Raw genomic sequence first — 12459 nt, 5'->3', positions numbered from 1 at the left:
GTCGTCGTGCGACTGCCCCGCCGTCGTGGCTGGTCGCGCAGTTCCTCCCCCAGCCTTCGGCCGGGGGGACCCCCAGCGCCCCTTCGGCCGCTGCCCCTTGCGGGGCGATGACAAGTAGCCCCCTTTGAGGAGAATCCCCATGCACAGCACCCTGATCGTCGCCCGGATGGAGCCGGCTCACAGCCAGGAGGTGGCCCGGTTGTTCAAGGAGTTCGACGAGACCGAGATGCCGCACCTGATGGGCACCCGGCGCCGTGAGCTGTTCGCCTACCGCGGGCTGTACTTCCACCTTCAGCACTTCGACACCGACAACGGCGGCGAGCTGATCGAGTCGGCCAAGACCGACCCGCGGTTCGTGCAGATCAGCGAGGACCTGAAGCCGTTCATCCAGGCGTACGACCCGGCCACCTGGCGGTCTCCCGCCGACGCGGTCGCCACGCGCTTCTACGACTGGGAGGGCCGGGCGTGAACGCCAGGCGAGTGGTCATCACCGGGGTCGGGGTCATCGCCCCCGGCGGTGTCGGCACCAAGAACTTCTGGAACCTGCTCAGCGAGGGCCGCACCGCGACCCGCGGCATCACCTTCTTCGACCCGTCGTCCTTCCGGTCCCGGGTCGCCGCCGAGGTCGACTTCGACCCGGAGGAGCACGGGCTGAGCCCGCAGGAGATACGGCGCATGGACCGCGCGGCGCAACTGGCCGTCGTCAGCGCCCGCGAGGCCCTCGCCGACAGCGGACTCGACCTGTCCGGCGCCGACCCGCACCGGGTCGGGGTCACCATCGGCAGCGCGGTCGGCGCCACCATGGGCCTGGACCAGGAGTACCGGGTGGTCAGCGACGGCGGCCGGCTCGACCTGGTCGACCACACCTACGCCGTCCCGCACCTCTACAACTACCTGGTGCCCAGCTCCTTCGCCGCCGAGGTGGCCTGGGCGGTGGGCGCCGAGGGCCCGGCCGCCGTCGTCTCCACCGGCTGCACCTCGGGTCTCGACTCCGTCGGGCACGCCGTCGAGCTGATCCGGGAGGGCTCCGCCTGCGCGGTGATCGCCGGCGCCACCGACGCCCCGATCTCCCCGATCACCCTGGCCTGCTTCGACGCCATCAAGGCCACCACCCCGCGCAACGACGACCCCGAGCACGCCTCGCGTCCCTTCGACGGCACCCGCAACGGGTTCGTCCTCGGCGAGGGATCGGCCGTCTTCGTCCTGGAGGAGCTGGAGGCGGCCCGCAGCCGGGGCGCGCACATCTACGCCGAGATCGCCGGGTACGCCTCGCGCTGCAACGCCTTCCACATGACCGGACTGCGGCCGGACGGCGCCGAGATGGCCGAGGCGATCTCGGTCGCCCTGGACGAGGCGCGCCTGAACCCCGAGGCCATCGACTACATCAACGCGCACGGCTCCGGCACCAAGCAGAACGACCGGCACGAGACCGCCGCGTTCAAGAAGAGCCTCGGCGACCACGCCTACCGGACCCCGGTGTCCTCCATCAAGTCGATGGTCGGCCACTCGCTCGGCGCGATCGGCTCCATCGAGATCGCCGCGTCCGTGCTCGCCATGGAGCACCACGTGGTGCCCCCGACGGCGAACCTGCACACCCCCGACCCCGAGTGCGACCTGGACTACGTCCCGCTCACCGCCCGCGAGCACCGCACCGACGCGGTCCTCACCGTGGGCAGCGGGTTCGGCGGCTTCCAGAGCGCGATGGTGCTCGCCCGACCGGAGAGGAACACGGCAGCATGAGCACGCGCACGGTTGTCACCGGGCTCGGCATCGCCGCGCCCAACGGACTCGGCACCGCCGACTACTGGGCCGCGGCCCGCGCCGGCAAGAGCGGCATCGCCCGGATCACCCGCTTCGACCCGTCCGGCTACCCGGCGAAACTGGCCGGAGAGGTCCCCGGGTTCAACGCCGGGGAGCACCTGCCGAGCCGGCTGCTCGCCCAGACCGACCACATGACCCGCCTCGCGCTCGTCGCGACGGACTGGGCGCTGGCCGACGCCGACGTCACCCCGGCCGACCTGCCCGCGTACGACATGGGCGTGGTCACCGCCAGCTCCTCCGGCGGCTTCGAGTTCGGCCAGGGCGAGCTGCAGAAGCTGTGGAGCCAGGGCAGTCAGTTCGTCTCGGCATACCAGTCGTTCGCCTGGTTCTACGCCGTCAACAGCGGCCAGATCTCCATCCGCAACGGGATGAAGGGGCCCAGCGGGGTCGTCGTCTCGGACCAGGCGGGCGGCCTGGAGGCACTGGCCCACGCCCGCCGGCAGATCCGCAAGGGGACGCAGCTCATCGTCTCCGGGGCGATCGACGCGTCCATCTGCCCGTGGGGGTGGGTGGCGCAGCTGGCCAGCGACCGGCTGTCCACGTCGGAGGAGCCCGAGCGCTCCTACCTGCCGTTCGACCCGGCCGCGGCCGGGCACGTGGCCGGCGAGGGCGGGGCGATCCTGATCCTGGAGGCCGAGGAGACGGCCGTACGGCGCGGCGCGCGGGTGTACGGGGAGATCGCCGGGTACGGCGCCACGTTCGACCCGGCGCCGGGCAGCGAGCGGCCGCCGGGGCTGCGCAAGGCCGTCGAACTGGCCCTCGCCGACGCGGGCGTGGACGCGGCCGACGTGGACGTCGTCTTCGCCGACGCGGCGGCCGTGCCGGAGCTTGACCGGGTGGAGGCGGACGCGCTGAGCGACGTCTTCGGCCCGCACGGGGTGCCGGTGACGGCGCCGAAGACGATGACCGGGCGGCTGTACTCGGGTGCGGCGCCGCTGGACGTGGCCACCGCGCTCCTCGCCATCAGGGACGGGGTCGTGCCCGCGACGGTGCACGTCTCGCCGGAGGCGGGATACGACCTCGACCTGGTGGTGGGGGAGGCGCGGCTGACCGAGGTGCGTACGGCGCTGGTGCTGGCGCGTGGCTATGGCGGCTTCAACTCCGCGATGGTCGTACGGGCCTGATCCGTCCCGGGGGTGCGCGCCATACCGCGACCGCGGGTCCGCCGTGGCTGGTCGCGCAGTTCCTCCCCCAGCCTTCGGCCGGGGGTGCCCCCAGCGCCCCTTGCGGGGCGCCTGCCCCCGCTCCCTCCCAAAGACACACCCGTCCTTCCGGTCCACCACTCTCTCCCACGCCGGGCCGGAAGGGCGGGTGTTCCCGTTCGTGGAAACGATTCGCAGAACCGAAAGGAAGATCACCGTGGCCACCCAGTCCTTCACCCTCGACGACCTCAAGCGGATCCTGCTGGAGGCCGCCGGTGCCGACGAGAGCGTCGACCTCGACGGGGACATCCTCGACACCGACTTCGAGGAGCTCAGCTACGAGTCGCTCGCCATCCTGGAGACCTGCGGGCGCATCGAGCGGGAGTACGACATCACGCTCGACGACTCCGTGGTGACCGAGGCGAAGACCCCCCGCGAGCTGCTCGCCCTCGTCAACACCCAGCTCGGTGACGTCACCGCCACCGCCGCCTGACCACGCTCCATCCCCTCCTGCCGCCGGCGCCCGCCCCCGATCGTTCCGGGCGCCGGCGGCACCCCCACGCCCTGTGCACGACTCGAACGCCCTGAAAGGGAGCGGCAGACATGTCCGAACAGCAGCAAAAGGTCGCCCTGGTCTCCGGGGCCACCAGCGGGATCGGCCTCGCCTCGGCGCGGCTGCTGGCCCAGCAGGGCCACCGCGTCTTCATCGGCTCCCGCGACGCCGCGAACGTGGAGCGGACCGTCAAGGAACTGCGCGCGGAGGGCCTGGAGGTCGACGGCGCCACCCTCGACGTCCGGTCCGCGCTGTCCATCGCGAACTTCGTCCAGGCCGCCGTCGACCGCTACGGCAGCGTCGACGTCCTGGTCAACAACGCCGGCCGGTCCGGCGGCGGGGTCACCGCCGACATCGACGACGAACTCTGGTACGACGTCGTCGAGACCAACCTGAACAGCGTCTTCCGCCTCACCCGCGCCGTCCTGACCACCGGTGGCATGCGGGACAAGAGCCGCGGCCGGATCATCAACATCGCCTCGACGGCCGGCAAGCAGGGCGTGGTCCTCGGTGCGCCGTACTCCGCCTCCAAGCACGGCGTGGTCGGCTTCACCAAGGCCCTCGGCAACGAGCTGGCGCCCACCGGCATCACCGTCAACGCGGTCTGCCCGGGATACGTCGAGACGCCCATGGCCCAGCGCGTCCGGGCCGGCTACGCGGCCGCCTACGCCACCTCCGAGGACGCCATCCTCGACAAGTTCCAGGCGAAGATCCCGCTCGGCCGCTACTCCACGCCCGAGGAGGTCGCCGGACTCGTCGGCTACCTCGCCTCCGACACCGCCGCCTCCATCACCGCCCAGGCCCTGAACGTCTGCGGCGGCCTCGGCAACTTCTGAAAACCCCGGCACCCTCTAGGAGTTCACGCATGTCCGAGCCGAAGGAAGTCGAGCACGAGATCACGATCTCGGCGCCGGCCGCCGAGGTCTACCGGCTGATCGCCGACGTGGCCCACTGGCCGCGGATCTTCCCGCCGACCATCTACGTCGACCACCTGGAGCGCTCCGCCGACCAGGAGCTGATCGGGATCTGGGCCACCGCCAACGGCGAGGCCAAGAACTGGACGTCGCGCCGGGTGCTGGACCCCGACGGTCTGCGGATCACCTTCCGGCAGACGGTCTCCACCCCGCCCGTCGCGAGCATGGGCGGCACCTGGATCATCGAGCCGCTCGACGACGGCAGCGCCCGGGTCAGGCTGCTGCACGACTACACCGCCGTCGGCGACGACCCGGCCGGGCTCGCCTGGATCGACGAGGCCGTCGACCGCAACTCCCGCTCCGAGCTGGCCGCGCTGAAGACCAACGTCGAACTCGCCACCGCCTCCGAGGAGCTGACCTTCTCCTTCGAGGACACCGTCGAGGTCGACGGCTCCGCCAAGGACCTCTACGACTTCGTCAACGAGGCCGACCGCTGGTCCGAGCGGCTGCCTCACGTGGCGACCGTCCGCCTCACCGAGGACACCCCGGGCCTGCAGACCCTGGAGATGGACACCCGCGCCAAGGACGGCTCGACGCACACCACCAAGTCCTACCGGGTCTGCCTGGACGGCCGGAAGATCGCCTACAAGCAGACCACCCTGCCGGCCCTGATGACCCTGCACACCGGCTACTGGACGTTCCGCGAGACGGACGAGGGCACCTTCGCCTCCTCGCAGCACACCGTCGTGCTGCGCCCGGAGAACATCGAGAAGATCCTCGGCCCGGACGCCGGGGTCGCCGAGGCCCGCGCGTACGTGCAGAGCGCGCTCAGCACCAACAGCCGCGCCACCCTGAACCACGCCAAGGCGTACGCCGAAGCGAGGCGCTGACCCATGGCCGGTGCCGACGCTGTCGAGACGCACGTCGTGGTGGTCGGCGCCGGACCCGTCGGGCTGATGCTCGCCGGGGAACTGCGGCTCGGCGGCGCCGAAGTGACCGTACTGGAACGCCTGGACGCCCCGACCACGGAGTCACGGGCGTCCACCCTGCACGCCCGCACCATGGAACTGCTGCGCCAGCGCGGCCTGCTCGACGGACCCGGCGGCTTCGGCGACCCCGAGCCGCCGCCCCAGGAGCCGCGCGGCCACTTCGGCGGCCTCCCGCTCGACCTCACCCTGCCCAGCAGCCACCCCGGCCAGTGGAAGGTGCCGCAGACCCGCACCGAGGAACTCCTCGGCGCCTGGGCGGAACGGCTCGGGGCCCGGGTGCTGCGCGGCCACCAGGTCGTGGCGCTGCGGCAGGAGCGGGACCGGGTGCTCGTCACCGCCGAACGCGGCCGCGAACGGCGGGAGTTCTCCGCACGGTACGTGGTCGGCTGCGACGGCGAGCACTCCGCCGTACGCAGCCTCGCGGGCATCGCCTTCCCCGGCGACGACGCCGGCCGGGAGCTGATCCGCGCCGACGTCGACGGCATCGACATCCAGAACCGGCGCTTCCAGCGGCTCCCGAACGGACTCGCCATCGCCGCCCGCCGCGGCGACGGCGTCACCCGCGTCATGGTCCACCGGTTCGGCACCCCGCCCCGCGGCTCGGGCGAGGCGGAGTTCGCCGACATCGTGACCGCCTGGCGGGACGTCACCGGCGAGGACATCGCCCACGGCACCCCGCTGTGGGTCAACTCCTTCGGCGACGCGTCCCGGCAGGCCGAGCACTACCGCGCCGGCCGCGTGCTGCTGGCCGGCGACGCGGCCCACCAGCAGATGCCGATCGGCGGCCAGGCCCTGAACCTCGGCCTCCAGGACGCCGTCAACCTCGGCTGGAAGCTCGCGGCCACCGTCCTCGGCCGGGCCCCGGCGGGACTGCTGGACACCTATCACGACGAACGGCACGCGGTCGGACGGCGCGTCCTGTCCAACATCCGCGCCCAGGCCCGGCTGCTGCTCGGCGGCCCCGAGGTGGACCCGGTCCGCTCGGTCGTCGGCGAACTCACCTCGTACGAGAACGTCCGCGCGCACCTAGCGGGGATGATCAGCGGTCTCGACGTGCGGTACGGCGACGCTCCGCGGGGCGAGGAGCCCGGACCCGTCGGCGCACGGCTGCCCGAGCTGCGGCTCGACTCGGGAGCGACCACCGCCGAACTGCTGCACTCCGCGCGCGGGCTGCTGCTCGTCACGGACGGGTCGCTGACCGGGGCGGCCGGCGACTGGTCGGCCTCGGTCGACACGGTCACCGCCCGCCCCCAGGACACCGGCCCGCTCTCCTTCGGGGCCGTGCTCGTACGCCCCGACGGTTACGTCGCCTGGGCGGGCGGCTCCGCGGACGGACTGCGCACGGCCCTCGGCCGCTGGTTCGCACCCGCGGCGGCCACCCCGCCCGCCGCGCGCACCGTCCCGCGAACACCACAACTGACTGGCAGGAGAAAGAACATGGCCAACCTGACGGGAAAGACCGCCCTGGTCACCGGCGCCAGCCGGGGCATGGGCCGGGCCACCGCCGAGCGGCTCGCCGCCGACGGCGCGCTGGTCGCCGTGCACTACGGCACCAGCGAGGAGGCCGCCGCCGAGGTGGTCGCCGGGATCGAGAAGGACGGCGGCCGGGCGTTCGCCGTCAAGGCGGAGCTGGGCACGCCCGGCGACGTCCACGAGCTGTTCCTCGCCGTGGAGGCGGGACTGAAGGAGCGCACCGGCGAGACCGACCTGAACATCCTGGTCAACAACGCCGGTGTGATGGGCGGCGTCAAGGCCGAGGACACCACCCCCGAGCAGTTCGACCGGATCTTCGCCGTCAACGCGAAGGCGCCGTTCTTCGTCATCCAGCGGGCCCTGGCCAACATGCCCGACGGCGGCCGGATCGTGAACATCTCCTCGGGCCTGACCCGGTTCGCCAACCCGGACGAGATCGCCTACGCCATGAGCAAGGGCGCGGTGGAGCAGCTGGCGCTGCACTACGCCAAGCTGCTGGGCCCGCGCGGGATCACCGTGAACAGCGTCGCGCCGGGCATCACCCGCAACGGCAACCCGGTGTTCGGCATCCCCGAGGCCGTCGAGGCCATGTCCGCGCTGTCCACCTTCAACCGGGTCGGCGAACCGCAGGACGTCGCCGACGTCATCGCCTTCCTCGTCTCCGACGACGCCCGCTGGGTCACCGGCTCCTTCGTCGACGCGAGCGGCGGCACCCTCCTCGGGTGACCCGGTGACCAGGACCCTTCCGTCACCGGTCGCCGCCGGTCCGGACGAGCGGTTCGGCCCCCGCCTGTGGGGCCTGCTGCTCGTCCTCGCCGGCAACATGCTCATCGACGCGCTGGAGGTGTCCGTCGCGGTGGTGGCGCTGCCCGCCATCGGCACGGACCTCGGCGCCGCGCCGACCGTCACCCAGTGGGCGATGACCGGCTTCGCCGCCGGCTTCGGCGGACTGCTGCTGTTCGGCGCCCGCGTGGTGACCCTGCTCGGCCGCCGCCCGGTCTACCTCGCGGCGCTTCTCGCCTTCGCCGCCGCCTCCGTGCTCAGCGCCCTCGCCCAGGACCCGTGGCTGCTCCTGGCCACCCGCCTGGTCAAGGGCTTCTGCGCGGCCCTCACCGCCCCCACCGGCCTCGCCATCATCACCAGCACCTTCCCCGAGGGCAGGCCCCGCAGCCGGGCGGTCTCCGTCTACACCCTGTTCGGCGCGGGCGGCTTCACGGCCGGCCTGGTCCTGTCGGGCTGGCTGACGGAGACGTCCTGGCGCTGGGCGTTCGCCTTCCCGGCCCCGGTGGTGCTGGTGCTCTTCGCGTTCGGACTGAGCCTGATCCCGAGGGAAGCCGACCCGAACCCCGTGACAAGGAGCGGCGGCAGCGACCCCGAGGGGCGCGGGGCCGTACCGGACATGCGGCCACCGCGGCGTGGGCGCGACCAGCCCCCACCGGGCCGCAGCCGAACGACGACGTCGCAGCGCTACGACATCCCCGGCGCCGTCACCCTCCTGGCAACCCTGCTCGCCCTCGTCCAGGGCGTCACCCAGCTCCCCGGCCACGGCTGGAGCGACCCGAGAGCCGTCGGGCCGCTCTGCGCCGCCGCCGTGCTGCTGGCGGTGTTCTGCCGGATCGAGCGCCGCTCGCCCCACCCCCTGCTCACGTTCGGCCCCTCGCTGCGCGGCAACCCCGCCCTGCTCCGCTCCGCCGCCGGCGCCGCCTGTCTCAACGGGTCCTACCTGGGCCTGCTGTTCGTCCTCACGTACCAGACCCAGACCCTGGCCCACTGGTCCCCGCTGCGCGCGGCCCTCGCCCTCACCCCGGCCGCCGTACCCCCGGCGCTGACCGCGCTGGCCTCCGGCCGCCTGGTCACCCGGTTCGGCGCCCCTCGCCTGATCGTGGCCGGCGCGGCCTGCGCGTTCGCCGGCTACCTGCTCCAACTGCGGCCCCATGCGTGGCCGTTGGACTACCCCGGCCGCATGCTCCCCACGCTGCTGCTGGTCGGCGCCGGCTTCGTGCTGTCCTTCGCCGCGCTGAACATGCAGGCGATGTCTCGCCTCGCGCCCGCCGACAGGCTCACCGGCAGTGGCCTGTACCAGACGGCCGTCCAGCTCGCCGCGGTCGTCGCCGTCGCCGTCGTCGCCGCCCTGCTCGTCGCCGGGGCACCCGCGGCGGGCGCCGGCCCGGCAGCCGCGGCGGACGCCTGCCGGCCCGCGCTGACCCTGGTCGCCGTCCTCGGCTTCCTGGGCCTGCTCGTCGGCCTCACCGGCCTGCTCCGAAAAACCCCACCCTCCTCACTCCATCACGGGGAATGACCATGGACCAGACAACGCAGACCTGGGTCTTCGACGACCTGGAGGACGAATTAGACGATCTGGACTACGAGTTCGAGCGCGACCAGATCGTCGAGGTGATCCCGCCCAGCCTTCCGCACCTCGCCTCCGTCGGCCTCGCCGAACGCACCCGGATCATCGACGCGTACGTGCGCGGCGAACTCGCCCGGGTCCTGCGGGTGTCACCCGAGAGCATCGACACCGTGGGCCGCCCGATGAACAGCCTGGGCATCGGCTCCATCAACGGCCTGGAGCTCCAGCGCCGGATGGAGGCCGCGCTGTGCGTCGACGTCAACCTCAACCGGCTGCTGCGCGCCAACAGCGCCGCCGAGCTGGTGGAGTGCCTGGCCGGACAGCTCGGTCCGGAGGACAGCCCGCACAAGCACGCAGGGAAGGCCGAGTACCACCTGGTCGCGCACGACGTGCCGAGCCCGAGGTGATCGGCCGGATGCCGGTCCTCCAGTCCGGCACGCAGACCCTCGCGACCGCGCCCCGGCTGCCGGCCGCCGGGCAGCTGGACGTCTGGATGGTCCGCCGGGCGGCGCTGGAGACCGCGGCGGAACTGCTCGACCTGAGCGAGCTGAGCGAGGCGGAGCGCCGGCGGACCGCGTCCTTCGTCCGGCCCGCGGACGGGGTGACGTACGCCTCCGCGCACGTCGCCCTGCGCCGGCTGCTCGGCGCCTACCTGGGGCTGGCCCCCCAGGAGGTGCCGTTCGTGCGCGAGCCCTGCCCGGGCTGCGCCGAGCCGCACGGCCGCCCGGCCGTCGTCCACCCCGACCCGCCGCTGCACTTCTCGCTGGCGCACAGCCACGGCATGGCCGTGATCGCCGTCTCCCGGACGGTCGTCGGCGCCGACGTGGAGCGGCTGCCGCGGGCCGAGACCGTCGAGGTGTGCACCCCGGCCCTGCACCCCGGAGAGCAGGCGGAGCTGGCCGCGCTCGACGACGCGGGCCGGCGGCGCGCGGCCTTCGGCCGGCTGTGGACCCGCAAGGAGGCCTACCTCAAGGCGCTGGGCACCGGGCTGTCCCGCGACCCCGGCCACGACTACCTGGGTGCCGACCGGCACCGCAGGCCGGCCGGGTGGACGCTGCTCGACCTGCCGTCCGGGCCCCGGCACAACGCGGCCGTCGCCGTGCGCGGCGGGGCACCGGACCAGGTCACCGTGCGCTGGGTGCCGCCGTTCGCGCTGTACGCGGGACAGACGGTCGACCTGGACGCCGACGGCACCGTGGGCGTGCCCGTGCACCGGGGCGCCGACGGCACGAACACCGCAGTATCCGACTGGGGAGCGTGACCCACCAATGTCACTCGAACAGAAAGCCGACCGACCGAGCCTGCACGACCGCGAGCACCGCGGCCAGTGGAGCGCCACCGAGCGGATCGAGGAGCTCGGCCTCATGAAGGAGGCCGCCCGGCACGGCGATCCGCTCGCCACCGAGCGCCAGCACGCCAAGGGCAAGCTCACCGCGTACGAACGCATCGAACTCCTGCTCGACGAGGGGTCGTTCAACGAGGTCGAGATGCTCCGCCGGCACCGTGCCACCGGCTTCGGCCTGGAGAAGAAGCGACCCTACACCGACGGTGTGATCACCGGCTGGGGCACGGTCCACGGCCGTACCGTCTTCGTCTACGCGCACGACTTCCGCATCTTCGGCGGCGCCCTCGGCGAGGCCCACGCCCAGAAGATCCACAAGATCATGGACATGGCCGTCGCGGCCGGGGCCCCGCTGGTGTCCCTGAACGACGGCGCCGGCGCCCGGATCCAGGAGGGCGTCTCGGCGCTCGCCGGCTACGGCGGCATCTTCCAGCGCAACACCCGCGCCTCCGGGGTGATCCCGCAGATCAGCGTGATGCTCGGCCCGTGCGCGGGCGGCGCCGCCTACTCGCCGGCGCTGACCGACTTCGTCTTCATGGTCCGGGACATCGCCCAGATGTTCATCACGGGACCGGACGTCGTCAAGGCGGTGACCGGCGAGGAGATCACCCAGAACGACCTCGGCGGCGCCGACGTCCACGCCACCGCCTCCGGCGTGGCCCACTTCGCCTACGACGACGTGCGCAGCTGCCTGGAGGACGTACGGCACCTGCTGTCGCTGCTGCCGTCCAACAACCGCGACCTGCCGCCGCGGGTGCCGACCGAGGACCCCGCCGACCGGCGCACCGACCACCTCCTCGAACTGGTCCCGGAGGACCCCGGCCGGGTCTACGACATCCGGTCCGTCATCGAGGAGATCGTCGACGACGGCGACTTCTTCGAGATCCAGCCCGGCTTCGCGACCAACGTGGTGTGCGCGCTGTCCCGGCTGGACGGCGACGTCGTCGGCATCGTCGCCAGCCAGCCCGCCTCCTTCGCCGGCGTCCTGGACATCGACGCCAGCGAGAAGGCGGCGCGGTTCGTGCAGTTCTGCGACGCGTTCAACATCCCGCTGGTCACCCTGATCGACGTGCCGGGCTTCCTGCCGGGCGTCGACCAGGAGCACAACGGCATCATCCGGCGCGGTGCGAAGCTGCTGTACGCCTACTGCAACGCCACCGTGCCCCGCATCTCCCTGGTGCTGCGCAAGGCCTACGGCGGCGCGTACATCGTCATGGACTCCCGCTCCATCGGCACCGACCTGGCGCTGGCCTGGCCGTCCAACGAGATCGCCGTGATGGGCGCGGAGGGCGCGGCGAACGTCATCTTCCGCCGGGAGATCGCGGCCGCGGACGACCCCGAGTCCACCCGCGCGCAGAAGATCAAGGAGTACCAGGCGGAGCTGATGCACCCCTACTACGCGGCCGAACGCGGTCTGATCGACGACGTCATCGACCCGCGGCAGACCCGGAGCACCCTGATCCGCGCCCTCGCGATGCTGCGCAGCAAGCAGGCCGACCTGCCGTGCCGCAAGCACGGCAACCCGCCGCAGTGAACGCGGCCCGGACCGCGCCGTCCGGCCCGGCGGACGCCACCGCCGCCGGCGGCGGCCCGCGCGCCACCGGCGGCGCGGAGGCCGCCGGCGGTGCCACCGGTGCCGCCGGCCCGGACGGCGCCCTGGTCATCAAGGTCGTCAAGGGCGCGGCGAGCCCCGCCGAGCTGGCCGCGCTGACCACCGTCCTGCTGGCCCGCGCGGCCGCCCTGGCCGCCGTGGACCCGTGCCCGCTCAAGTCCCGTCCGGTGGCCGGCTGGCGCCGCCCGGAACGCCTCGCGGCGCACCGCGACCCCCGCGGCTGGCGGGTCGCGGGCTCACCCGCGGCCTGACCCGGCCCCCTC

At 73.0% G+C, this 12459-nt stretch carries 12 protein-coding genes; all 12 read left to right on the top strand.

Annotated elements, in window-relative coordinates:
- The first annotated feature begins 139 nt into the window (after positions 1-139).
- The 12 genes from ACIQOE_RS05060 (at position 140) to ACIQOE_RS05005 (ending at position 12447) form a co-directional block, all read left to right on the top strand.
- Positions 140-469 carry a TcmI family type II polyketide cyclase gene (locus tag ACIQOE_RS05060; protein WP_351328191.1) on the top strand — a complete coding sequence of 110 codons (330 nt, stop codon included), beginning with the start codon at positions 140-142 and terminating at the stop codon, positions 467-469.
- Positions 466-1740: a beta-ketoacyl-[acyl-carrier-protein] synthase family protein gene (locus ACIQOE_RS05055; RefSeq protein WP_351328193.1), complete on the top strand. Its 1275-nt coding sequence runs from the start codon at positions 466-468 to the stop codon at positions 1738-1740. Before ACIQOE_RS05060 ends, ACIQOE_RS05055 begins: the two co-directional genes overlap by 4 nt.
- Positions 1737-2945 (top strand): ketosynthase chain-length factor, encoded by a 1209-nt coding sequence (locus ACIQOE_RS05050; RefSeq protein ID WP_351328195.1) that lies wholly within the window; start codon positions 1737-1739, stop codon positions 2943-2945. The genes ACIQOE_RS05055 and ACIQOE_RS05050 overlap by 4 nt, the downstream gene beginning before the upstream one ends.
- Before the next feature lie 235 nt (positions 2946-3180).
- Positions 3181-3456: an acyl carrier protein gene (locus ACIQOE_RS05045; protein WP_351328196.1), complete on the top strand. Its 276-nt coding sequence runs from the start codon at positions 3181-3183 to the stop codon at positions 3454-3456.
- 110 nt (positions 3457-3566) lie between these two features.
- Positions 3567-4352: a 3-oxoacyl-ACP reductase FabG gene (fabG, locus tag ACIQOE_RS05040; RefSeq protein WP_351328198.1), complete on the top strand. Its 786-nt coding sequence runs from the start codon at positions 3567-3569 to the stop codon at positions 4350-4352.
- Positions 4353-4381: 29 nt separating this feature from the next.
- Positions 4382-5320, top strand: coding sequence for an aromatase/cyclase (locus tag ACIQOE_RS05035; RefSeq protein ID WP_365559866.1), 939 nt, complete (start codon positions 4382-4384; stop codon positions 5318-5320).
- A gap of 3 nt (positions 5321-5323) precedes the next feature.
- Entirely contained in the window at positions 5324-7618 is a 2295-nt protein-coding gene (locus ACIQOE_RS05030) for an SDR family oxidoreductase (protein WP_401409693.1), read from the top strand.
- Positions 7619-7622: 4 nt separating this feature from the next.
- Entirely contained in the window at positions 7623-9191 is a 1569-nt protein-coding gene (locus ACIQOE_RS05025; RefSeq protein ID WP_401409691.1) for an MFS transporter, read from the top strand.
- Between the two features lie 2 nt (positions 9192-9193).
- A complete protein-coding gene (locus ACIQOE_RS05020) occupies positions 9194-9649 on the top strand; it encodes an acyl carrier protein (protein WP_351328203.1) in 456 nt (151 codons plus the stop codon).
- A gap of 8 nt (positions 9650-9657) precedes the next feature.
- Positions 9658-10503 (top strand): 4'-phosphopantetheinyl transferase superfamily protein, encoded by an 846-nt coding sequence (locus ACIQOE_RS05015; protein ID WP_351328205.1) that lies wholly within the window; start codon positions 9658-9660, stop codon positions 10501-10503.
- A gap of 103 nt (positions 10504-10606) precedes the next feature.
- Positions 10607-12118, top strand: a complete 1512-nt coding sequence (locus ACIQOE_RS05010; RefSeq protein ID WP_351328213.1) for an acyl-CoA carboxylase subunit beta — start codon at positions 10607-10609, stop codon at positions 12116-12118.
- Positions 12115-12447, top strand: coding sequence for an acyl-CoA carboxylase epsilon subunit (locus ACIQOE_RS05005; RefSeq protein ID WP_401409688.1), 333 nt, complete (start codon positions 12115-12117; stop codon positions 12445-12447). Before ACIQOE_RS05010 ends, ACIQOE_RS05005 begins: the two co-directional genes overlap by 4 nt.
- The last annotated feature ends 12 nt before the right edge of the window (positions 12448-12459 follow it).

This window comes from Streptomyces sp. NPDC091282, assembly GCF_044757385.1.
Lineage (GTDB): Bacteria > Actinomycetota > Actinomycetes > Streptomycetales > Streptomycetaceae > Streptomyces > Streptomyces gramineus.
The sequence above is the reverse complement of the archived record's forward strand: the minus strand, read 5'-3'. Positions and strand labels throughout refer to the sequence as shown.

Coding starts and splice junctions, on each gene's coding strand:
- ACIQOE_RS05060 (WP_351328191.1), top strand. CDS start 140: ATGCACAGCACCCTGATCGTCGCCCGGATGGAGCCGGCTCACAGCCAG.
- ACIQOE_RS05050 (WP_351328195.1), top strand. CDS start 1,737: ATGAGCACGCGCACGGTTGTCACCGGGCTCGGCATCGCCGCGCCCAAC.
- fabG (WP_351328198.1), top strand. CDS start 3,567: ATGTCCGAACAGCAGCAAAAGGTCGCCCTGGTCTCCGGGGCCACCAGC.
- ACIQOE_RS05035 (WP_365559866.1), top strand. CDS start 4,382: ATGTCCGAGCCGAAGGAAGTCGAGCACGAGATCACGATCTCGGCGCCG.
- ACIQOE_RS05030 (WP_401409693.1), top strand. CDS start 5,324: ATGGCCGGTGCCGACGCTGTCGAGACGCACGTCGTGGTGGTCGGCGCC.
- ACIQOE_RS05020 (WP_351328203.1), top strand. CDS start 9,194: ATGGACCAGACAACGCAGACCTGGGTCTTCGACGACCTGGAGGACGAA.
- ACIQOE_RS05015 (WP_351328205.1), top strand. CDS start 9,658: ATGCCGGTCCTCCAGTCCGGCACGCAGACCCTCGCGACCGCGCCCCGG.
- ACIQOE_RS05010 (WP_351328213.1), top strand. CDS start 10,607: ATGAAGGAGGCCGCCCGGCACGGCGATCCGCTCGCCACCGAGCGCCAG.